22 protein-coding genes are annotated in these 22,566 nt (G+C 59.1%); 5 read left to right on the top strand and 17 right to left on the bottom strand.

Annotated features, from left to right (window positions below):
- Positions 1-180 precede the first annotated feature (180 nt).
- The 5 genes from DXB86_RS09995 to DXB86_RS06390 all read right to left on the bottom strand — a co-directional run bounded on the left by DXB86_RS09995 (position 181) and on the right by DXB86_RS06390 (position 2,989).
- Positions 181-318, bottom strand: coding sequence for a hypothetical protein (locus DXB86_RS09995; RefSeq protein ID WP_158555295.1), 138 nt, complete (start codon positions 316-318; stop codon positions 181-183).
- A gap of 10 nt (positions 319-328) precedes the next feature.
- Positions 329-1,234 carry a hypothetical protein gene (locus DXB86_RS06410; protein ID WP_147330826.1) on the bottom strand — a complete coding sequence of 302 codons (906 nt, stop codon included), beginning with the start codon at positions 1,232-1,234 and terminating at the stop codon, positions 329-331.
- A complete protein-coding gene (locus DXB86_RS06400) occupies positions 1,234-1,509 on the bottom strand; it encodes a hypothetical protein (RefSeq protein WP_117736565.1) in 276 nt (91 codons plus the stop codon). The genes DXB86_RS06410 and DXB86_RS06400 overlap by 1 nt, the downstream gene beginning before the upstream one ends.
- A gap of 372 nt (positions 1,510-1,881) precedes the next feature.
- Entirely contained in the window at positions 1,882-2,079 is a 198-nt protein-coding gene (locus tag DXB86_RS06395; protein ID WP_117736564.1) for a hypothetical protein, read from the bottom strand.
- A gap of 211 nt (positions 2,080-2,290) precedes the next feature.
- Positions 2,291-2,989 carry a hypothetical protein gene (locus tag DXB86_RS06390; protein WP_117736563.1) on the bottom strand — a complete coding sequence of 233 codons (699 nt, stop codon included), beginning with the start codon at positions 2,987-2,989 and terminating at the stop codon, positions 2,291-2,293.
- 268 nt (positions 2,990-3,257) lie between these two features.
- On the opposite strand from DXB86_RS06390, the gene DXB86_RS06385 reads away from it, so the two are divergent.
- Positions 3,258-4,283: a WYL domain-containing protein gene (locus DXB86_RS06385; RefSeq protein WP_117736562.1), complete on the top strand. Its 1,026-nt coding sequence runs from the start codon at positions 3,258-3,260 to the stop codon at positions 4,281-4,283.
- A gap of 82 nt (positions 4,284-4,365) precedes the next feature.
- On the opposite strand, the gene DXB86_RS06380 is transcribed toward DXB86_RS06385, so the two are convergent.
- The 4 genes from DXB86_RS06380 to DXB86_RS06365 form a co-directional block, all read right to left on the bottom strand.
- Positions 4,366-5,274 (bottom strand): UTP--glucose-1-phosphate uridylyltransferase, encoded by a 909-nt coding sequence (locus tag DXB86_RS06380; RefSeq protein WP_117736561.1) that lies wholly within the window; start codon positions 5,272-5,274, stop codon positions 4,366-4,368.
- Between the two features lie 313 nt (positions 5,275-5,587).
- Positions 5,588-5,965 carry a 50S ribosomal protein L7/L12 gene (rplL, locus tag DXB86_RS06375; RefSeq protein ID WP_006235005.1) on the bottom strand — a complete coding sequence of 126 codons (378 nt, stop codon included), beginning with the start codon at positions 5,963-5,965 and terminating at the stop codon, positions 5,588-5,590.
- Between the two features lie 102 nt (positions 5,966-6,067).
- Positions 6,068-6,589, bottom strand: coding sequence for a 50S ribosomal protein L10 (rplJ, locus tag DXB86_RS06370; RefSeq protein WP_117646079.1), 522 nt, complete (start codon positions 6,587-6,589; stop codon positions 6,068-6,070).
- A 505-nt stretch (positions 6,590-7,094) separates the two neighbouring features.
- Entirely contained in the window at positions 7,095-8,231 is a 1,137-nt protein-coding gene (locus DXB86_RS06365; RefSeq protein ID WP_117736560.1) for a pyridoxal phosphate-dependent aminotransferase, read from the bottom strand.
- 93 nt (positions 8,232-8,324) lie between these two features.
- Between DXB86_RS06365 and DXB86_RS06360 the strand changes: the two genes are divergently transcribed.
- Positions 8,325-8,981 (top strand): hypothetical protein, encoded by a 657-nt coding sequence (locus DXB86_RS06360; protein ID WP_117736559.1) that lies wholly within the window; start codon positions 8,325-8,327, stop codon positions 8,979-8,981.
- On the opposite strand, the gene DXB86_RS06355 is transcribed toward DXB86_RS06360, so the two are convergent.
- From DXB86_RS06355 to DXB86_RS06325, 7 genes are all read right to left on the bottom strand, one after another.
- Positions 8,978-9,547 (bottom strand): DNA-deoxyinosine glycosylase, encoded by a 570-nt coding sequence (locus DXB86_RS06355; RefSeq protein WP_117736558.1) that lies wholly within the window; start codon positions 9,545-9,547, stop codon positions 8,978-8,980. The genes DXB86_RS06360 and DXB86_RS06355 overlap by 4 nt on opposite strands.
- Before the next feature lie 3 nt (positions 9,548-9,550).
- Positions 9,551-10,927: an alpha-amylase family glycosyl hydrolase gene (locus DXB86_RS06350; RefSeq protein WP_117736557.1), complete on the bottom strand. Its 1,377-nt coding sequence runs from the start codon at positions 10,925-10,927 to the stop codon at positions 9,551-9,553.
- 153 nt (positions 10,928-11,080) lie between these two features.
- Complete coding sequence (locus DXB86_RS06345; protein WP_117736556.1) at positions 11,081-12,277, bottom strand: MFS transporter; 1,197 nt, start codon at positions 12,275-12,277, stop codon at positions 11,081-11,083.
- Between the two features lie 123 nt (positions 12,278-12,400).
- Positions 12,401-14,761, bottom strand: coding sequence for a ferrous iron transport protein B (feoB, locus tag DXB86_RS06340; protein WP_117736555.1), 2,361 nt, complete (start codon positions 14,759-14,761; stop codon positions 12,401-12,403).
- 121 nt (positions 14,762-14,882) lie between these two features.
- Positions 14,883-15,203, bottom strand: coding sequence for a hypothetical protein (locus DXB86_RS06335; RefSeq protein ID WP_117736554.1), 321 nt, complete (start codon positions 15,201-15,203; stop codon positions 14,883-14,885).
- Between the two features lie 465 nt (positions 15,204-15,668).
- On the bottom strand, positions 15,669-17,132 hold the full coding sequence (locus DXB86_RS06330; protein WP_117736553.1) for a basic amino acid/polyamine antiporter: 1,464 nt from the start codon (positions 17,130-17,132) through the stop codon (positions 15,669-15,671).
- 107 nt (positions 17,133-17,239) lie between these two features.
- Positions 17,240-18,016 (bottom strand): dimethylarginine dimethylaminohydrolase family protein, encoded by a 777-nt coding sequence (locus DXB86_RS06325; RefSeq protein ID WP_117635364.1) that lies wholly within the window; start codon positions 18,014-18,016, stop codon positions 17,240-17,242.
- Positions 18,017-18,270: 254 nt separating this feature from the next.
- On the opposite strand from DXB86_RS06325, the gene DXB86_RS06320 reads away from it, so the two are divergent.
- The gene (locus tag DXB86_RS06320; protein ID WP_117736552.1) at positions 18,271-18,921 is read left to right on the top strand and encodes a GntR family transcriptional regulator; all 651 of its coding nucleotides are present in this window, start codon (positions 18,271-18,273) and stop codon (positions 18,919-18,921) included.
- A gap of 210 nt (positions 18,922-19,131) precedes the next feature.
- Here DXB86_RS06320 and DXB86_RS06315 read toward each other — a convergent pair whose 3' ends face one another.
- Positions 19,132-20,034, bottom strand: coding sequence for an alpha/beta hydrolase (locus DXB86_RS06315; protein ID WP_117736551.1), 903 nt, complete (start codon positions 20,032-20,034; stop codon positions 19,132-19,134).
- A 244-nt stretch (positions 20,035-20,278) separates the two neighbouring features.
- Here DXB86_RS06315 and DXB86_RS06310 point away from each other — a divergent pair, with 244 nt between their 5' ends.
- Positions 20,279-20,842: a PTS glucose transporter subunit IIA gene (locus tag DXB86_RS06310; protein WP_118266321.1), complete on the top strand. Its 564-nt coding sequence runs from the start codon at positions 20,279-20,281 to the stop codon at positions 20,840-20,842.
- Positions 20,843-21,023: 181 nt separating this feature from the next.
- A complete protein-coding gene (gene asnS / locus DXB86_RS06305; RefSeq protein WP_117736592.1) occupies positions 21,024-22,427 on the top strand; it encodes an asparagine--tRNA ligase in 1,404 nt (467 codons plus the stop codon).
- Positions 22,428-22,566 lie beyond the last annotated feature (139 nt).

Raw genomic sequence — 22,566 nt, 5'->3', positions numbered from 1 at the left:
CTACTCACACAACCGGGGTCCGGGGCGAATCGAGCCACCTCGGACCCCATCATCGCACTAGCCTGTGCCGACTACGCCCTTAACTGTCACTCCATAGGACGCTGTCAAATCAACCTTTCCGACATTCACGTTCTTGTATCCCACCTGGGTGGGCACCGTGACAACATAGACACCGTTCGCTCAGGTAGCCTCGCCGTCACTCCAAGTGCCGCCCGTGCTATCGAGCTGGGCGGCAACGTGGGTGCCGGCCTGCTCCTTCAACGTATCGCCCTTGGCAGTCTCAGACTGCACCTCGGACGGGGTGGCGGGGTAAGCCACCGCATCACAACTATTTAACGGTGAGATGCCAGTCGAATGTGGCTGTGCCCGCTGGGGTCTTGCCGTCCTCGGCGAGTACGGAAGTCCAGATAGTTCGAGCCGCGTACTCGCCCGAATCAAGTTTCTTCGAAAGTTCTATATGCCGAAGCTCGGCACCAGCGCGGAGGTAGGCACCCTCGGAGTTAAAAACCACCTCAGAGGACTCGAAGGAGCCATTATTGTTGAGGTCTACCGCTATGGCGGGCGCTGACAGGATGGGGTTAGACCCTTCTTTCCCGTCCACGGTACAGGTGGCGGGGAGCAAGAGCGTCATATCCTGCCGTGTCTGTCCCGCCCTCCACACGATGTCAGGGGTTGCCGAATAGCTCGCATAGGAGGTCTTCAGGACGGGCTTGGAAGTGGCGCCAGATATTGAGGCCTGCCCTTTGAGGAACGCGGCAGGGCTGGAATCAGAACCGCAGAGGGTGAGGCTCAGGAGCAGCGCAGCAAGGAGCAGCGGCAGCAGGAGCGGCCAGCGGCGCACATGCAGGACGGCGGCGTAGGTCGAATGGCCTGATTGGAACTCCTTAATCTCGACCACACCGCCCTCACGGACGAACAACGCACGCAGCGGGCGGCGGGCTTGCGGGTCGCGATGGTTGAGGACGTGCATAAACTCGCCATGCATGACACTCTCAACATCGCCGTGGCGCTCAAAAAAGCGACTGAAAGCTCGGCCATAAAACTTTGCCCGCGAGAAAGCATAGAATTCGAGGTCAGGGCGCTCGGCATCATCGGCGGGCTTGCGGGCGGGGACTCGGCCAAGAACCCCACGGCGGCGAACATCTTTCCGCGAAACGTGCAGGCGTTCTACCGTTTCGGGAGCATCCTCGAACCGCCACCATTCAGGTTTATCGGATACGGTGTACAGCCACATTAGAACAACTCGCAATCAGCATTGGTACCGTTAGGATACAAATTATCGAAGATACTCGGGTCGATACCCTCGTTTCGGGGGTCGGAACGATAGGGGAACATGAGGTTATATGGGTCATAGGCGGCGGGGGCATCGGCGGGGACGGCATCGCCTGCGACTATGAGAACTTCCTTGAAACCCTCGTGCGCCAAGATATAGGAGCGGTGGACATCCTGTAGCAGCGGCAGGCATCTACGGGCTAGATTGACGGTAAGATGAGTCTTGGTAGAGGACATTTCAGTACTTCCTTCCTTTCTAAAGGCACATATAAGGTTCGGACGAGGGCGAAACGACCCAAGGCCGCGTTTACAACACCGCCCCGCCTTCCACCAACACCCCCTACGTTGTTCTGGTGGACTACGGGGGCATTGAAAAGACGGGGCAGCATTGAAAACGTCGGGCGCGCCGCCCGTCGAGGTAAGGCAGTCCCGCCCACTGCGGCAGGCGGAACACGGCAGGGGACGCTATTCGGCGTCGGGCTCCACGGCGAGGAACTCAAACGCGAGGTCACGAGGGCCACGTCCTAGGTGGAGAGCTTGGTCGAGATACAGCGAACAGAACGAACGACCTTCTTCAGTAGCACCGAAACCCAGCAGGTTTGCAGGCGACTACCGACCGTCAAGGGTGACGCTAACTATCTCCGACCTGAGGAGACTATCTTCGCTGAACGCAACGATAATATTGCCAAACTGGAAAAGCTCGACTGCAACCCCGCTACTTTCGAGGACACCTTGTTGGAACGGCGCGACCCTAGCTGGGACAGGGACGGCTTCAATCAGATGGAACTGGGACTTGGTCGTAGACATTTCTGTACTTCCTTCCAAAAGGTGCGGAACCGTACCTATGGGCCCCATAAAGTAAACGCAATCGCCGGGTTATCCGAGCAATAGCGGCATATAGGTTGCCGAGAGGTAGCCCAAAAAGAAAGCTCCCGACAATTGCAGCAGGTCAGGGGCTTAGGAGAAATGAATAGCAGCTAGCACCACCAGTTCTTTTTCATTCGCGCCATCAGATACCTCACATCGACGTGCGCTCTTCCAGGTTCTCGAACATCCATCCGTATGCCTTTGTGTACTTCAAATCGAAAACGCTGTCGTTCAGCTCTTCCTCAGAGCAGAGGAGCTCCTCGAGAAACCGATTGAAGCTTTTCTTGCTAAACTCGCTCCCCATCGTTCGGCGGCAATACGCCTTCAGCCCCCTTAAAACATTAAAGTCCTCGGATGCCTTATAAAACGTCAGGTCGATCTTGGCGTCATAGAGCGGAAAACCATCATTGTCGGTCATCTTCGTCCAGTTGTCGGTCCAAAATGCGGGGTCGTCAATAGAACTTGGATACACCGCATAGGCTCCATCGTATTGCTTGATACCAAAACGTGTGATGAACACATCGTGGCCACACGCGTCTTCGAGCTCAGCCACGACGTTAACCTTGAATGCCCGGTAAAACGTTTGCAGCGAAGCTGGATTGATGCGCTTGTAATCTTCGAAAAAGCTATCGAAAATCAGCCTGAGTTTCTTGTAGGCCGTTTTGTCGGAGCCCTGAAAACGCTGGGAGCCATCGCTGTTTCCCGTGAAGCCAATTACACTACTGCCCCCACCGTATCCATCGGGAGAACAGTAATAGACACCGTTGACGATGCTGTCGAGATGTCCGGAGCCAAAGCAGCCTTCGATTTCGTTGTACTTTTTCGCCGGAATAGAAACGCGCACATCCATAAGCGACTCCTCTTTCTGTCCACAAGATCGTTATCAATCCGAGCTCGTGCGAACGACATCAGGCGCGGCCCATTCGGCTCCCCTTGCTGTACTCTCTGCGGTTTTCAAGGTACGACGGTCCCCTTAGCCCAAACCCTTTCCCCGTGAACGTCGTCTGATACATCCTCTCGCCTGAGACTCGCTCGCCTTGCTCGGCACATTTGGCATAATAGGGATTTGTATGCACAAGATTTTGTGCATAGTTTCAAATCTTCGGTAGGAGTTGAGCATGTATTCAAAACTTCTCGCGCCTTTGCTCATTGTCGAAATCTTGCGGGGGCGCACAAGCGAAGATAGCCCGATGTGCCAGAGCGATATCCAAAAAGAGCTTGAACGGACGTACGGGCTTTCGCTCAGCAGAAATACGATTAGCAGCCACATCGCCACGCTCTTGGAACACTATCCAGACAATCTGGGGTTCAGGGAGCGCGTGCGCGTACAATCCGACGGCGCCAAGCAGACAACGATTACGGGCCTGTTTTGGATACACGATTTCAGCGAAGCGGAGATTAGATTTCTCGGAGATGGAGCCATGTCAGCACCGCTTCCGCAGACGCAGAAACGCGAGCTGCTCGACAAACTTGCATCTCTTAATCCCCAGTCGGGGGTCAGCACCCTCAAGAACGTGGTCTCGGCTGACGCCAGAAAGGAGCGGACGGTTGTCAATCGGCTGCTCATCAATATCGGCACACTCGACCAGGCCATCGCTCAAAAGAAGCGTATAAGGTTCCTATGGGGCAGATGCGCTCCAGAGGGAAAGACGCTTGTCTTGAAACCGACAAATCACATGAGCGAGGTCGACCCCAGGCAAATCATCACAAGCGGCGGGCACTACTACCTCTTGGCAACGTATCCCAGCAATGCCGAAAAGATCTTTCATTTTAGAATCGATGTGCTGTTTGATATCGAGCTGACAGATGTCAGGATGAGCACACCAGCAACCAAACAAGAGCTCACCGACTACCAGCAAAAACATTTCATGATGTTTCGGGGCGGCTCAAATGCAACTATCCGCGTACGCAACACCGATCCCGCACTTTTGCGCGTCTTTGACGCTTTTGGGGTGCACGCGCACGTCATCGCGTGCAACCGCGAGTTCGTTGACCTTCGGGTCAAGGCCAACCTCAACGCCATGCGATATTGGATAAAGCAAAATTCTGACAGCATCGAGGCGCTCGCCCCGCAGGAGTTACGCTGTCAACTGGCAAAAGACGCTCAAACGATGCTCGCCCAGTACACCAGAAATAATCCCTGATAACAACAAGCCACCGCGGCGAAGAAGGCCACGGTGGCTTGTTGATCTTAGCTATTTGAACAGGTCTATCCCAAGCGTTACCTTACTTGCGCATCAAACCGCCGCGCTCGTCGATGGCATCCCAGAAGGCGTCTGCAAAGCGGGGATCGCTTGCGGCCATGAGGGCGTTGGTGGCCATCCAGCCAGAGGGCGTACCAGTATCGTAGCCCGAAAGCGGATCGATGACGACAGCGTACATGGCCTCGCGATCGAGCGAGCGGGCCATGGCGTCGGTCAGCTGGATCTCGCCGCCCTTACCGGCCTGCTGATCGGCCAGCAGGTCCATAACCAGCGGGCTCAGCAGGTAGCGACCGACGATGTACAGGTTGGACGGAGCCGCCTCGGGAGCTGGCTTCTCGACCAGGCCGCCGATGCGCCAAACGGCACCGGGCTCGTCGTCGGCGGCATTCTCGAAGCCCTCGAGAGAGCCCACGCGATCGCCGGCGATAACGCCATAGCGGCTGACTTCCTCGGGAGCGCACGCGGCAACGGCGATAACAGAAGCGCCACCGTGCTCCTTGGAGACGGCAAGCATCTTGTCGCAGATGTCGCGGTTGGGCACAACGTAGTCGCCCAGAAGAACCAGGAAGTTCTCCCCCGCCACAGCGTCAGCGGCAGAGCGAATGGCGTGACCGAGGCCCTTGGGCTCGTACTGATAGCGGAAGTCGACCGGCATACCGCCCGCATGGGCGACGGCGTCGGCGTAGGCGTCCTTACCGCGCTCGCGCAGCAGGTTCTCGAGCGAACGATCGGGCTGGAAGTAGCTCAACAACTCGGGCTTGCCGGGAGAGGTGACGATAATGGCATCATCGACCTCCTCGGGGTCGAGCGCCTCCTCAACGACGTACTGAATGACCGGCTTGTCGAGCACCGGCAGCATCTCTTTGGGCGTGCACTTGGTGCCAGGCAGAAAACGCGTGCCAAGACCGGCGGCGGGGATGATTGCCTTCATAGTATTCAGGAATCCTTTCGCAGGCGCAGGATGCGCCCCGTGCGTGCGGCACGGCGGCCGCAGACCAAATTGCGATACCGGTTTATCTTACCGCCGTTCATTAACGTTAATGTAGGCAAGCGCCATTCTTCAGCAGGTCAACGCAAATTATTGCTCGAATGGTGCAATTTTATCGCCCAACGGTAGCGACCCCAAAGCACTGCAAGCGGCAGCAATTTGCATGCCGAGTCAGCAAAATAGAGGGGTCAAAATGAAAAAGACGGGGCTCGCAATGCGAACCCCGTCTGCAAAGAAATCTGGCGAGAAAGCCTGATTACTTGAGGGTGACAGCAGCGCCAGCAGCCTCGAGCTTCTCCTTGGCAGCCTCGGCGTCCTCCTTCTTGGCACCCTCGAGAACAGCCTTGGGAGCGCCCTCGACGACCTCCTTGGCCTCCTTCAGGCCAAGGTTGGTGAGCTCACGGACGGCCTTGATGACCTGGATCTTGTTGTCGCCGAAGCCCTCGAGCACGACGTCAAACTCGGTCTTCTCCTCGGCCTCAGCAGCGCCAGCAGCGGGAGCGGCGACAACGGCGGCAGGAGCAGCGGCGGAAACGCCGAAGGTGTCCTCGATAGCCTTAACGAGCTCGGAAGCCTCGAGAAGGGTCATTTCCTTAAGAGCATCGATGATCTCATCGGTGGTAAGCTTAGCCATTTCTAAGTCCTTTCGGTTTCCGTGCGAATGCACGGAGATCAGTTAAAACACGGCGCGAATGCGCCAGGAGTGCGGCGTTGCCGCCGCGGGTGAAAACAGCGACTAGGCTGCCTTCTGCTCGGAGACCTGCTGGATCGAACGAGCGAGACCAGAGGAAACGCCGTTGACGCAGACAGCGATGTCGCGAGCGAAACCGGAGATGAGACCGGCGATCTGGCCGAGAAGCTGATCCTTGGTGGGCAGCTCGGCGATAGCCTTAACATCATCAGCGGAAACGGCCTTGCCGTCGGAGATACCGCCCTTGATCTCAAGGACGCCCTTGGACTTAGCGGAGAAGTCCTTAAGGGTCTTAGCGGCCTCGACCGGCTCGGTCTCGTAGAACACATAAGCGACGGGGCCGGCGAGGATCTCGTCGAGCTCGGGCTGCTCCTGGTTCTTGAGAGCGATCTTGACCAGGTTGTTCTTGTAGACCTTCATCTCGGCGCCGCACTCGCGAAGCTGATGACGCAGCTCCTGAGCCTGCTTAACCGTCAGACCGTTGTAGTTGACGACGAACAGACCGGCGTTCTCGGCGATACGGGACTCGATCTCTGCAACCTTGTCGATTTTGTACTGCTGGGGCATGAATTACACCTCCTCGATTTCTTTCCGGGCACGGTCCGCCACAAGGACGTGACGGGGGCATGTCCAAAAAGAAAGCCCCCGCGCTGCATGAGCGACGGGGGCGAGAAGACATATCTACTCGACCACCTCGGCTGGCGGGATGTCCCATTAAGCTCGCGAGCGATGCCCGTTTGCACCGGCTGTCTCTGGCAGCGGATTCGTGCGTGAACCGAAAGTATTATGGCGGGGACCCCGGCGTCGGTCAACGGAAAACCGGGCTGTACACAATTCCACCATCCGGCCGCACCGCCGAAGGCCAGGCGCAAGGTTTTCGCTCGGTCAAGTCCTGGCTCGCACGAAGGCCACATTAAGTGGCCTTCGGCTCGTGCGGAATCTACGAAAACCTTGCGCCTGGCCTTCGGCGGCGCGTGCCTGCGTTGACTATGGGCAGCCCGGGTTTCCGTTGAGCGGCGCGCCCCACTCATAATGCTTGGATCGGTGGGCTGATGTGTTGCGTCCCGTTGGGCTATAAGGTTGAAATGAAGGTGGACAGGCGATGGAGGCCTTCGTTCAGATCTTGGTCGGAAACGCAGTAGCTTAGTCGGATGTGGCCTTCGGTTCCGAAGCAGTCTCCGGGGACTAGGGCTACGTTTGCCTCTTTGATGGCTTTGATGCAGAAAGCTTCGCTGGTTAGGCCGAACTTTTTGATGCTGGGGAAGGCGTAGAAGGCTCCTGCGGGCTCCACGACGTCCAAGCCCATGGCGCCGAGCGCCGCTACCACGCACTCGCGGCGAGCTCGGTAGACGTTGAGCATGGGGGTGGGGTCGACGGTCAGGGCTCGAGCTGCGGCGTCCATTTCGAAGGAGACGGCGCTCGATACTAGGTATTGGTGGGCCTTGGCGATCTCGGCGATGACGGGGGCTGCGGCTGCGAGCCAACCCAAGCGCCAGCCGGTCATAGCCCATGGCTTGGAGAAGCTCTCGATGACCACCGTCTGATCGCGCAGCTCCGGGTGGCGCCGGGCAAAGCGCTCGTAGCCATCCACATAAACCAGACGGTTGTACACATCGTCGCAGACTACGTAGATGCCCGCCTGCTCCGCCACTCGCGCTACGGCATCGAGTGAGGCCGCGTTGAGAATGCAGCCCGTGGGGTTGTTGGGCGAGCAGATGACGATAGCCTTGGTTGCCGGCGTCACGCAGGCGCGAAGTGCGTCCTCGTCAATCTGAAATTGCGCAGGCTCCGTATCCAAAAAGACCGCTTTGGCGTGGTTGGCCACGACGATGCTTTCGTACAGGCCAAAGGCCGGCGTGGGAATGATGACCTCGTCGCCGGGGTTGAGCATAGCCATGAATGTTGCCGACAGGGCCTCGGTCGCGCCGTCGGTCAGGATGACCTCGTCGGCCGAAAACGCAAGGCCCGCGTCCCCCATGTAGGCAGACAGCGCCTCGCGCAGGGCGGGGCGACCGTTGTTGGGCGGATAATGCGTGTCGCCGCGGCCCAGCGCGGCGGTCACCTCGGCGCTAATCACATCGGGTGTAGGAAAATCGGGCTCGCCGAGCGCGAGCGCAATGCATCCTGGGTGCTGGGCAGCGAGCGCGTTAATCCGACGGATGCCGGAGGGCTTGAGCGTGGCAAGCGAGGTATTCATGGGCAGGCGCATGGCGTTCCTTTCGTAAGGGTTGCACTAGGATAGCGCGCCCGCGCGCCGCCAGACGGTGTAACCTAAACGGAAACGAACCGGAAAGGAGATGGTATGGAGGCGAACCAGCAGGCCAATAAGCCAAAAACGTTGCGAACCATTGCGTATATCAGCATTCCCGATAGCGCCGATCTTGAGTTTTTGCTCTGGGACCTGCAGGATGCCATCGCCGCCTATGCTCAGCTTTCTGGCACCACGCTCCCCCGCCCGATCGATTTGGAAGCGGATAATACCGGCAGCGTTGCCGATGGCATCGTGCTGGCCATTGAAGATGTGGCTGACGATGAGACATTGACAGCTATCGAGCAGGCGCTTGAGCGCTTTGGTGGTACGGGAACGCGCGTCTATGCCGCGATTCGAGCCGCACAAGAGGGCACTAAACAGGCGCGCGGGACCGCCGTTCGTCTGCACAAGGCATGTGAGCGCCATGACCAATTGTGGTGTGGCGGCGTTGTCGTCTGTGCCGGCAGCGGTATTGCGGCGCTTCGCCACTCCCCGCGTATGGGCCTCTTGCGGCGACCGTTTTCGGAGGTCATGGACAAGCTCGTGGGCGCCGTTCGCATGGGGTGTTCCGTCGAACACGCGCAGAAGCTCGGTGGCGCCGCAACGGGCGGCGTTGACACCGAAGGCATGGCGCGCGCCGAGCCTACACTGCCCGCACTAATCTGGCGCGCCGTTATGAGACGTCTTGCCAGGCACTCAAACTGCTAAATCGAAGAAGTCCGCCAGTCAACGGCTTCGTGCCAACGCTCGACAAGCCGCTCCAGGCGCCATGCCGCATTGGCAGGACTTGTCGAGGGCAGTACGATGGCGGGCAGCCCGGTGCGTTCTTGTAGATAGCGCTTGTAGAGCCGGCCAGCTGTACCACCGTTGCATATCACCTGCTCAATGGGAGCTGCGCCGGTAACGCGCTCGATATGTGCCGGCACAACGTTGCGAATGCTCGCGTCACTCGAGCCCTTAATGTCGCAGCTCTCAATCACATCCCACAGGGCTACGCCGCCGTTCAGCAGCATGGAGCGCTTGGCGGCAATCGAGACGTCGAGCGTCGCGGGCTCGCTGTCCGCCAAAAGGCCGCCCTCGTTGGGCGGCACGGGCACACCGAGGCACGCGGCCATCACGCGCCAAAAGCGATTCTGAGGGTTGCCGTAATAAAAGGCATTGGCGCGCGAAAGCACCGAGGGAAACGATCCGAGCACCAAAACGCGCGAGTACTGGTCGAACACGGGCTCAAACCCATGCTCAATATGCTGATAGCCCTCGTCAGACGCAGCCATGGCCTAGGCCCTCAACAGATAGCGCACCTCGTAGGGCGCAAGCTCGAGGGTACCCGTCAGCTCGACCGCGAGCGCGTCGTCGGCAAGCAGATCGACAAAGGAGCCGTTGAGCTCGCCGGCGCCAAAGGTATAGGGCTCGTTCACGGCATTGACCGCCACGAGCACTGTCGCGTCGTCGCAGGCGCGCTCGAACAGCAGCTGCTTGTTCTGGATCACCACGTTGCGATAGGCACCGTAGTTGAGAGCACGGGCAGCCGCGTCGTCGGCCGAGCGAAGGTGCGCAAGCCGCGTGATGAACGCCGTCAGCTCGTTGGGCGCAGGCTCATCGAGCGCAGGGCGCAGCGCCCAGTCGCCATCGGGGCCGCCCTTTTCGCCAGCAATTCCCCACTCGCTGCCATAGTAGACGCACGGGATGCCTGGCATGCCAAAGAGCATGCCGTAGGCAGGACGTAGACAGGACTTGTCGGTGAGGATGCTCGCCAGGCGCGGTACATCGTGGTTGTCGACAAACGACAGCAGATGTTTGCCGCGGTAGATGCACCACGGATCGCCGCCAAACTGGCGGTGCAGCGAATGGGCAATCTCGAACATATTGACCGAGTTAAAGCTGGAGTACAGGCCCTTGTAGCACTCGTAGTTGGTGCAGGAGTCGAGCATCTCGTCGTTGACGATCTGGTTGTAGTCGCCGTGGAGCGTCTCGCCGATCAGCACAAAGTCGGGCTTGAGCTCACGGGCAAAGGCGTGCAGGCGGCGCATAAAGTCGCGGTCGAGCATATAGGCAACGTCCAGGCGCAGGCCGTCGACGCCAAAGACGTCGGCCCAACGGCGCACAGACTCGAGCAGGTAATCGACCACAGCGGGATTTTGCAGGTTGAGCTTCACAAGCTCAAAATGGCCTTCCCAGCCCTCGTACCAAAAGCCGTCGCCATAGCAGGAATCTCCGTCAAAGCTAATATGGAACCAGTCCTTGTAGGGCGAGTCCCACTTGCGCTCCTGCACATCGCGGAAGGCCCAAAAGCCGCGACCGACGTGGTTGAAGACGGCATCAAGCACCACGCGGATGCCATGGGCGTGCAGCGTGTCGCATACGGCGGCAAAGTCGGCGTCCCCACCCAGGCGACGGTCGATATGGCGCAGGCTGCGCGTGTCGTAGCCATGGCTATCGGACTCAAGCGGAGGGTTGATCAGCACGGCACCAACGCCGAGTTTCTGCAGGTAGTCGGCCCATTGGGCGATCTTCATGATGGGCGCATCGGGGTTGGGTGCAGTGTCGGCAGCCTGGGAGAGTTCATCCTCGGAAACGGGCGCGGCGTTTTCGCGCGGAGCTCCGCAAAAGCCCAGCGGATAGATCTGATAGAACGTCGTCTCGTATGCCCACATAGCAACCTCCCGGTAAGCTCAACACAGCGACATCCATTGTATGCCCAGCTTGTATCCTCTCCCCCAAAATAAGTTGCGGTGGAATAGTTCCTGCTTGGGCCTTCAGAGGCCTTAAACAGGAACTATTCCACCGCAACTGATGAGGGGACGTGATTAGGCGACGGGCTTGGCGCGGCGGATGGCCGGGAACAGTACGGTGATGGCGAGGATGACGCCCACGACGGTAATTGCCCCGCCCACGAAGCCGATCCAAGCGATACCGGGACCCGAAACCACGGCGCCGCCGATTGCGGTGCCCGTGCCGATACCCAGATTAAACAGGCCCGAGAAGATCGACATGGCGACGGCCGACGAATCCGCCGGCGTGTACTTGATGAGCTCGGCCTGGAACGCCACGTTAAAGGCCGTGGAGCAGCAGCCCCATAGCGCGCAGACGGCAAGCACCGCCGCGAGCGATGATGCGGCCGGACCCATGAGCAGCAGGGCCGCTGGCACGCCGGAGAGCGTAATCGCGAGAAACGGGAACCGGTGCCCATCGAACAGTCGGCCGAACAGCCAGCTTCCGAGCAGACCAGAGCAGCCGAACGCCGTCAGCGTCATGGTAATAGCGCTTGCGTCGACGTGCGCGACCTGTGCCAGGAACGGCTCGATATAGCTGTAACCTGCGTAGTAGCCGGTCGCCATAAAGACCGTGACCACATAGAGCGCGATGAGGAACGGGTTCTTGAGCAGCTCGGGCAGCTGTTTGACGGTAAAGCGCTCGCCCGCCGGCATGGCCGGGAACACCGCGGCCTGGTACACCACCGCGGCGGCAGAGAAGGCACCGACCACGGCAAACGTCATGCGCCAGCCCACGGCCAGCCCGATGGCGCGGCCGATCGGCAGGCCAAAGATCTGTGCGATGGACGAGCCCGTGGCGATTATGCTGATCGCGAGCGCCCCGTGGCGGGTGTCGACTAGGCGCGAGGCCATAATCGAGGCGACCGACCAGAACACGGCATGCGCGCAGGCGACCACCAGACGCGCGCAAACCAAAATAGGATAGGTGGGCGCCACGGCGGACAGGAACTGGCCCAGCGAGAACACGGCCAAAACGCCCAGCAGCATCCGCTTGAACTCAAAGCGCGAGGCAAACACCATGAGTGGCAGCGACAGTAGCATGACGCCCCAGGCATAGACCGAGATCATGATGCCTGCCTGGGCCTCGGTGAGCGAGAACGACGCGGCGATATCAGTCAGAAGGCCGATGGGCATGAACTCCGACGTGTTGAATACGAACGAGCAGCAGGCGAGCCCGATAAGCGGGAGCCACTGCTTGAGTGAGATGCCATCTTGTCTTGCCTGAGTCATGTAGGAAACCTCTCCGATTGTCTTGGGCGGTGGGCGATTATATAGCAACGGCCCCGCATCCGTCAGTACAGATGCGGGGCCGCAATCAACTCAATACACAGAGGTTGCGCCGTCAATTAATAGCTAAGCCAACCCCAGCAATATGCCCGCCGAATGCACGACAAACGCCACGATCCAGGCGACCGTCACCTGAAACGCGAACACGGCAACGGCATAGCGCGCGCCCAACTCGCTCTTGACGGCGCCGATGGACGCCACGCAGGGCGGGTACAGCAGCGTAAAGACCAGGAACACGTAGGCAGTAAACGGCGAAAACATGGTCGACAGTGCCGCAGGCGAGGTCGCGCCCAAAAGCACCGTGAGTGTCGATATGACGCTCTCCTTGGCAATAAGTCCCGTGACGAGTGCCGTCGAGGCGCGCCAGTCGCCAAAACCGAGCGGGGCCAACACCGGCGCGATGATGCTACCCAGACCGGCAAGCAGGCTTTGCGACTGGTCGGCGACCACGTTAAAGCGGATATCGAACGTCTGCAGGAACCAGATGACCACCGTAGCGGCAAAGATAATGGTAAAGGCCTTGGTAATAAAGTCCTTGGCCTTATCCCATGCCAGCATCACCGTCGTCTTGACGCTCGGCAGGCGGTAATTGGGGAGCTCCATGATAAACGGCACCGGGTCGCCCTTAAATGCCGTACGGTTGAGCACCAAAGCCGCAATGCAACCAACCGCAATACCAATCAGATAGAGCGAGACCATGGTGGGAACCGTCGCCTGTGGGAAAAACGCCCCGCACAGCAAGCCGTAAACCGGCAGCTTGGCCGAGCAGCTCATGAACGGTGTGAGCATGACCGTCATCTTGCGGTCGTGCTCGGATGGGAGCGTACGGGTCGACATGATAGCCGGCACGGTGCAGCCAAAACCGACGAGCATGGGCACAAAGCTGCGGCCCGACAGGCCAAAGCGACGCAGCACCTTATCCATGACAAAGGCCACGCGTGCCATGTATCCGGAGTCTTCCAGAATGGAGAGGAACAAGAAGAGCACGACGATAATCGGCAGGAAGGTCAGCACGCTACCCACGCCCGTAAGCACGCCGTCGACAGCCAGCGAGCGCACCACGTCGTTGGTTCCGAACGCCTTGAGGCCCGCATCGGCCGAGGCGATGATGGCAGCGATACCGTCCTCCATGAGTCCCTGCAACGCCGCGCCGATCACGCCAAACGTCAGCCAAAAGACGAGGCCCATGATCACCAGAAACGCCGGAATGGCTGTGTAACGACCTGTCAGGATGCGGTCAATCTTGACGGAGCGCACGTGTTCGCGGCTTTCGTGCGGCTTGACGACGCAGTGCCCACACACGTCGCCGATAAAGCTAAAGCGCATATCGGCCAGTGCGGACAGGCGGTCGGTGCCGGCCTCGCCCTCCATCTGGGTAATGATGTGCTCGATAGCGTCGAGCTCATTGCGATCCAGGTGAAGCGCCTCGGTTACCAGCTCATCGCCCTCGACCAGCTTGGTCGCCGCAAAGCGCACCGGGATGTGCGCCGTCACGGCATGGTCCTCGATCAGGTTAGCAATACCGTGGATGCAGCGATGCAGCGCACCGCCGTCCGGACCGTCGGGCGCGCAAAAGTCCAGGCGACCAGGGCGCTCGCGGAATCGCGCCACGTGCAGGGCGTGGTCCACCAGCTCGCCGATACCCTCGTTTCGCGCGGCGCTAATGGGAACGAGCGGCACGCCCAACAGACTCTCGAGCAGGTTGACGTCTACGGCGCCGCCGTTGGCGGTCACCTCGTCCATCATGTTGAGCGCGATGACCATGGGGCGGTCGAGTTCCATAAGCTGCAGCGTCAGGTACAGGTTGCGTTCAATATTAGTAGCGTCGATGATGTCGATGATGGCGTCGGGATGCTCGTCCAGGATAAACTGGCGGCTCACAATCTCTTCGCCCGTGTACGGCGACAGGGAGTAAATACCGGGCAGATCGGTGACGCTCGCCTCGGGGTGGTTACGGATGGTGCCATCTTTGCGGTCGACCGTCACGCCGGGAAAGTTACCGACGTGCTGGTTGGAGCCCGTCAGCTGGTTGAACAGCGTGGTCTTGCCGCAGTTTTGGTTACCGGCAAGGGCAAAATGCAGCGGTGCGCCCTCGGGCACGGCCGTATTTGCCGCACGGGGCGAATACGTCCCCTCGCCCAGGGCCGGATGCTCCGTCGTGCCGATTGCGGCGTTAACGCGCGGGCCGGTATCGGTGTCGTGCACATCCACGAGCTCAATGCGTGCGGCATCGTCCTTGCGCAGCGTCAACTCGTAGCCACGCAGGCGAATCTCGAGCGGGTCGCCCATGGGGGCGTACTTCATCATGGTGACTTCGGTGCCCGGCGTTAGGCCCATGTCCAAAATATGCTGTCGGAGTGCCTGATCGTCCGATGCCACCGATGCGACAACGGCGTCCTTTCCAATCTCGAGTGTATCGAGCTTCACGCGCTCATCCTTTCGTTAGACGCGGTTAACCGTTTACCGGGGCTAACCAACTCGTAACGACAAATGATAGCGCTCTGAACTATTTTATAAAGTCAAATACCGATGTTTACCTGCGCAAACTTTATGCGGTGTGCCCCGAAAGCTCTTTGCGCATACCGCTCAGCGAGATCGAAACGGAACCCGACCGCGCGGTAGCAGTGAGTCGATCACCCTCAACCGACCCCGTGCATGTAAAGGGCGCCTTGCCCATCAAGACGTGGGAGATAGTACCCGAGAGCTCAAAGAAATCGCACTCAGCGCGGGCACCCGAGAGAGCGATATTGAGACCCCTGACGTTTAATACTGCCCTGAGCGCGCCGTTCACCCCATGTGAAAACGTCACCTCGCCGCGCTTGCTCCCCACCGGCGTCTGGGCCAAAACCACATACGTACCCTCAAGCATGGCTCCTCCTCTAAGCAGACTTTTTGAAACGGGCATCTAGTCTACTTTGCTGCGAGACGGCTTGCCCAGAAACCGCGAGCACACAATGACGTTCAATCAACAGATTGCTGCAAGGGGAACAAGCGTGCAAGGGGGACAGATTGCTTTTGACACCATTTGCGCCAACGGACGGGATGCGGAGCGACGACCGTGCAGGTGGATTCCGGATCGTCGCTTCCTCCGTCCCCCAGCGAATCAAAACGAAGTTGCGGTGGAATAGTTCCTGTTTGAAGCTTTAACCAGCAAAAACAGAAACTATTTCACCGCAACTGCAAAAGCCCGCGCTGGCAACAAATGTCACCTGCGCGGGCTTGGTGGGCGCTCACAATGGCACGTTATTGAGACCCACATCAGTTATGGAATTCCGAACAGCACCGACATGCGATGTCTCCGTCGGCATACCAAGCAATGAAGCTCACCCTAGCCTTAGACGATCGGCGCGATGCCGGCAAAGTGCAGATACAGCGAGATGGCCGCCACGACAATGACCACTGCCGCGATCAGCTTGTCGTGCAGATGCGGGAGCACCTGCTTGCCGCGGCCTCGCTCGCCCGCAATATAGACGGGGATGGCCGGAGCAAAAAGGATCGTCGTGATCATGACGCCCTGGAGGCCCGTCGACCACACCAGGAACAGCGTGTAGATAAAGCCGAGCGTACCGAAGAAGCGTGCTTTGCCGACACTCGGCGCATGCGGTCCGTCCAGATGCTCGTTCTTCCAGCCAATCACCATGTAGTAAGCAGCCGAGCAAACATAGGGAACCAAGATCGTGTTGACCGCGCAGCTGTAGAAGAACTGGTAGGTGCTCGCCGCTACATACGACACAATCAGGAAAAGCTGCGTGATGCCGGAGCTCACAAGAACCGTTACCACTGGGGCGTCATGCTTGTTTGTCTTAGCAAACGCCAGCGGGAAGGAGCCCTGACGTGCAGCCTCGAACGGCGTCTCGGATGCAATGATGACGTAGCCCAGCATCGCACCGACCAGCGAGAGAATAACGCCAAGGTTTACGATGGCTGCGCCAACCGGACCGATTGCGCACTCAAGAATTCCCGCCATGGAGGGCGTTGCAAGTTGTGCCATCTCCCCGCGCGGCATAATGCCGAGCGACAGCATCGAGATAATTAGATACAGCGTAAACACGGCTGCAAATCCAAGCGCCGTCGAACGACCGACGTCGCGCACATACTTTGCACGGCCCGAAATGACGACAGCGCCTTCGATACCCGTAAAGACCCAGACAAGGGCAATCATGGTCGAGACAACCTGCTCACCAAAACCGGGGCCAGCCGGCTCTCCCCAGAAGTTGTCCATAAAGATATCGACGTTGAACTTACCCAGGAGCACAATGCTCAGCACAAAGAGCCCCAGCGGCACCAGCTTCGCCAAGGTGACGATCGTGTTGATGCCGGCAGCTTCCTTAACGCCGCGAAGCACGAGAGCGGTTAGGAACCACAAAAACACGCTGGCGCAGACGATGGAAAGCATATTGTTGCCCGTACCGAACGCAGGGAAGAAATAGCCCAGTGCGCTAAACAGCAAGAGCGCAAAGCTCACATTGGAAAGACATGCGCTGATCCAGTAGCCCCAAGCGGAGTTGAATCCAACGTAATCGCCAAAACCGGCCGCAGCGTATGCATAGATGCCGCCAGTCAGGTCGGGACGAGCCTGAGATAAACCGTTGAATACCATCATCAGCGCAAAGACGCCAATGAAGCAAATTCCCCACGAAACGATAACCGCGCCGGTATTGGCTCCGCCTGCCGCCATATCGCCGGCAAGAGAAAAGATGCCGCCGCAAATGCTCGCAGTGATGACCATCATGGTCAGACGAAAGAGATCCAGACCATTGGGGTCGATAATCTCATCGTTACAAGTTTTAGAGGCCATATATGTGCACCCCCTCAATCAAACGACCGCATAAAGATGGCCCGGACGTCCCGAATCGGGTGCCGGGCCATCGGTCAAGCGATCATTAAGCTAGTACAGCGACCACATTAGAAGCGCAGCGACAGGCAAGAAAGGCCGCCGTCGACCTTGCGGTACTCGGAGGTGTCGACAACGAGCGTCTTGTAGCCCAAATCCTGCACGGCCTTGAGCACGGTCGGATAGCCCTCGGCAACGATAACCGTTCCGTTGACCCAGATGCAGTTGGCGCCATAGGCCTCGTCCTCGGGCACGACGATCTTGTTGTACTGGGCAAAGTCGGGCTTATCAATGAACTCACCGGAGACGAGCATGTTGTTGTCCTCGATGTAGTTGACGCCCGTCTTGAGGTGCAGGACCTCCTCCAGCGGAACCTCGGAGCCCTCGAGACCCCAGCCCTCGAGAATCTCACAGAACTGGCGGATGCCCTCTTCGTTGGTGCGAGCGGAGCGACCGACGTAGAAATGGTCGCCGACCATCATGACGTCGCCGCCATCAAGCGTACCGGGGGAAACGATGTGCTTCACATGCTCGTCGTCAAAGAAGCGGCGGACGACCGGCTCGATCTCGTCCTTCTCGCCGTTACGGCTGTCGGCACCGGGGTTGGTAATGATGGCGCCGCAGCGAGTGATAACGGCCGGATCCTCGACAAAGCAGCTGTCGGGATACTGCTCAAGCGCCGGCAGCACCGACACGTCAACGCCGCACTGCTCGAGCGCGTGCTCGTAATCGTAGTGCTCCTCGATAGCGCGCTCGTAGATGGGCTGACCAAGCTCGGGAGCGCTCGTGATGCCATTGCTCAGGGACTTGCCGGGACGACGGATGATGACGTGGCTGAACTTAGTCATGATGATCCTCCTTGGACCTCTTAGCAGAGAGCGGACTTCCTTGCGCCCGCCTTCCTTCCGATGGCTTTATCTTAGGGTGTCTTTACTGTTTTGTATATTGTATACAATCCTGAACGGTAGATATTTGTCGGTAAGCGTATTATTGCTTCTTCTGGTTTGGTAGCGCGATTTAACTGGTCGTTCTATAATTCAATTAGCCTATTCAGGCGAAACGTATTTATTTTTGAAAATATACAGTTGAGGAATATAAGCTCATGGAAACGCTCCGAAGACCCTTGAAGGATCATGTATACGACTATATTTCGAGTCGCATAGACGCCGGCGAGCTTTCGGCCGGCGACCGCGTGAGCGAGCAGGCGATCTGCGATGCCATGGGCGTGTCGCGCACGCCGGTTCGCGAGGCGCTCATCCAGCTGGCAAGCGACGGCTATCTGGACAATCTCCCCCGCCGCGGATTCCGCGTCCGTGGATTCGATCAGCAAAACGCCGTCGAAGTCTTTGAGATTATGGGGCCGCTCGACGGGCAGGCGGCATACCTTGCCTGCCCCCTCCTGACCGAAGAGGACATCATGCAGCTAAAGTTCTTGGTTGGATCCATGGACCTAGCGATCCAAGGCGGTCTTATCCGAAAGTACGACGACATTCAGCGGGACTTTCACCTTACGTACTTCAACCGCTGCGGCAACGACCGTCTGCGCGACATGATTTCGCAACTCGAGCGTTGCTTTATCAAACGCGATTACGAGACCGTCGATCAGGAGACGGCGTGCAAACTGCTGGGTATAGCCAATGCCGAGCATGCCCACATTCTTGAGCTGTTCGAAGCGCGGGATGCGGCGGCCGTGCGAGACTACGTTCGCGATGTCCATTGGAACACAGAAAACGCCCAGTTCACCGTTTGGTAGAAATATAACGATCGGTGCCGGCCCAACCCTTGGCGGCCAGGGCAACGTCGATGTTTTGGCACCGAAAGCGAAAACCCGCCAAAGCGAGCAAGGTGCCTTGAAACGAGGCGGCATTGACCTTCTGGTCATGCCGCCGAAGTTGAAAGGCAGATTGCCGCTCTGGCGGGCTTGCAGCGTCAAGTGGTTACGGCGTTTGGTAAAACGCCGTAACTAAAACCCGTGGCGCTCCAGGAAACGGAAGGCTAGGCGAATCCAAGGACGGACCGCCACCTGCTTGTCCTCGTTGTCGACCGCGGTATTGGCGTTACCGAGCGAAAGGCCGTGGCCACCCTGGTCAAAGACGTGCGTCTCGCATGCAACACCCTCCTCGGCCATGCGCTGCGCAAACGGGTAGACCTGCGCGACCGGCGCCGTCTTATCGTCCGAAACGCCCCACACAAAGGTCGGGGGCATCTGGCGCGAAACGTGCGTGGTAGGGCAAATGTCGGTCAGGTGCTCATCGGTCGCCTCGCCGCCCGTCACCATCGACAGATAGTCGTTGAGCAAATCGCGCCCTGTCTTGCCACCCGTCTTGGGCACGCGCAGGTCGATGCGCGGGTCGCGCGTCTGCATATCGCGCACATAGGCAAGGTCGAGCAACGGATAGCCCAGCACCACGGCGTCGGGACGAATATCCTCCGGACGAGCCCCGGCAAGGCCCGCGAAGGGTCCGGTCTTCCACTGCGTTGCCAACGAGGCGCAGATCATGCCGCCCGCCGAGAAACCCACGATGCACACGCGCTTGGGATCGACATGCCACTCGTCGGCGTTGGCGCGCACGGTAGCGACCATCTTGGCGAGGTCCGCCTGCGGGTGCGGAAAGCTCACGTCGCCCGTGGCGCTCGTCACATAGTTGAGCACAAAGGCCTGGTAGCCGCGGTCCAAAAACGCAAACGCCACCGGGTCCTGCTCGTGCGGAGCGATATGCGTAAACCCGCCTCCGCCGCAGATGATCACCGCGGGGCGGCGGCCATTGGGCTTGTCGGGCAGCGGCTCGGCACCCAAATACGTAAACGTCGCCGGATATTCCTCGGTCGGCTCCTCGCCCCACAGTGCATGGTTCTCGACAATCATATGTGCTCCCTTCGCGCAAATTAAGCGCCATTGTTTTTCGCCTTCAAGCGTACCCCACTTGAACCCGTGACGCAGAAACACGCCAGCAATAAGTTTCCCTTCAACTGATATATCACATAATCCCAGCTCAGAGGTATCGCTGAGCAGCGTAGAATAGGGGGTGTTGACCAAGCCGCGAAACAGATATGAAACGTTTCCGGCAAACCAAACGCGCGATATGCGCCTATTTAAGTTGGAGGCAACTATGGGTCTGCTCGATTCGCTTAAGTCCACCTTCACCTCGACCGGCGAGGCGTCCGTTCCGCCCGCAGCAAGCTTCGCCACCCGCGAAGGCGTCATCTATGCCCCCGTCAACGGCGTGCTCGTCAGCCTGGACGAGGTTCCCGACGAGACGATCGCCTCGGGCATGCTTGGCCAGGGCTATGGCATCGAGCCCATTACCGGCACCATCTATGCGCCCGCCAACGGCCGCATCGGCGCCACCACTGTCACCAACCACTCCATCGGCATGATTACCGAGGACGGTCTGCGCGTATTCATCCATGTTGGCCTGGGCACCGTGGAAATGAACGGCAAGGGTTTTGCCCGCTTTGTCGAGATGGGCGATGTGGTCAAGGCCGGCCAGCCGCTCATCAGCTTCGATCGCGAGGCCATCAAGGCCGCCGGCCACGAGGACATCGTGACCGTCATCGTCTCCGAGCTCGATCGTCTTAAGAGCATCGACCATGTCGGCGAGTCTGGAACGCTTATCGGCGGCAACCCGCTCGTCAAGCTTGGCGACCCGCTGCTGGTTGCCAAGACCAAGTAGCTAGGCCCCGCGCCACACAACCAAAAGGCACCTCGTCAAGCGCCCGCGACCATTTGGCCGCGGGCGCTTTTCGTTTGAAAAACCATCCCGCCAATGCCTTATCTGTATAGCCCAAATGAGCCGAGCTGCTAGAATATCGAACTGTATGGATAACTATCATTCAACCGTTATGGGAGGATACGTGAACCGCACCAAAATCGCGCAGCTCTATGTCGATGCCGAGTCGCTCGGCGGCCAGACCGTCACCGTTGCCGGCTGGGTCAAGTCCGTCCGCGACATGAAGAACTTTGGCTTTGTTACGCTCAACGACGGCAGCTGCTTCCGCGACCTGCAGGTCGTCATGAACCGCGAGGCGCTCGACAACTACGACGAGATCGCCCATCAAAACGTCTCGGCCGCACTCATTTGCACCGGCACCGTCAAGCTGACCCCCGATGCACCCCAGCCTTTCGAGCTTTCTGCCACCTCCATCGAGGTCGAGGGCGTCAGCGCCCCGGATTACCCGCTGCAGAAGAAGCGCGCAACCGTCGAGTTCCTGCGCACCCAGCAGCACCTGCGCCCGCGCACCAACCTGTTCCGTGCCGTGTTCCGCATCCGTTCTGTCGCGGCTGCCGCCATCCACCGCTTCTTCCAGGAGCAGGGCTTTGTCTACGTCAACACCCCTATCATCACCACGAGTGATTGCGAGGGCGCCGGCGAGATGTTCCGCGTGACCACGCTCGACCCCAAAAATCCGCCCCTCACCGAGTCCGGCGAGGTCGACTGGAGCCAAGACTTCTTTGGCAAGCACGCGAGCCTCACCGTGTCCGGCCAGCTCAATGCCGAGAACTTTGCCATGGCCTTTGGCGACGTGTACACCTTTGGCCCCACCTTCCGCGCCGAAAACTCCAACACCACGCGCCACGCCGCCGAGTTTTGGATGATCGAGCCCGAGATGGCCTTTGCCGACCTTAACGACTACATGGATAACGCCGAGGCCATGCTCAAGTACGTCCTTAAGGACGTCATGGCAACCTGCCCCGACGAGCTCAATATGCTCAACAAGTTTGTGGACAAGGGTCTGCTCGAGCGCCTGGACCACGTGGCAAACTCCGACTTTGCCCGCGTCACCTATACCGAGGCCATCGAAATCCTGGAGCAGGCCGTCGCCGCCGGTCACAAGTTTGACTATCCCGTGAGCTGGGGCATCGACCTGCAGACCGAGCACGAGCGCTTCCTGACCGAGGAGCACTTTAAGCGACCGACTTTTGTGACCGACTATCCGGCCGAGATCAAGGCGTTCTACATGCGCATGAACGAGGACGGCAAGACCGTCGCCGCCGCCGACTGCCTGGTTCCCGGTATCGGCGAGATTATCGGCGGCTCCCAGCGCGAGGAGCGCCTGGATCTGCTCGAAGCCCGCATCAAGGACCTGGGCATGAATCCCGAGCAGTACAAGTACTACCTTGACCTGCGCCGCTACGGTTCCTGCAAGCACGCCGGCTACGGTCTGGGCTTCGAGCGCTTGGTCATGTATCTGACCGGTGTGGGCAACATCCGCGACGTCCTGCCGCACCCGCGCACCGTGGGCAACGCCGACTTCTAATCGCCACAGCGCCACCAAACGCGTTCCAGCGCATCACGCCAGCGCCTCTCGGCAAGCCGAGGGGCGCTTTTTTCAACAGCATCCGTCAAGCTTTTGGCAAGTTTTTGGTCAGTTGGGCAGGGCTGTTGAAAACTCGACC

This window comes from Collinsella sp. OM06-18AC (genome assembly GCF_003438785.1).
GTDB lineage: Bacteria > Actinomycetota > Coriobacteriia > Coriobacteriales > Coriobacteriaceae > Collinsella.
The sequence above is the reverse complement of the archived record's forward strand: the minus strand, read 5'-3'. Positions and strand labels throughout refer to the sequence as shown.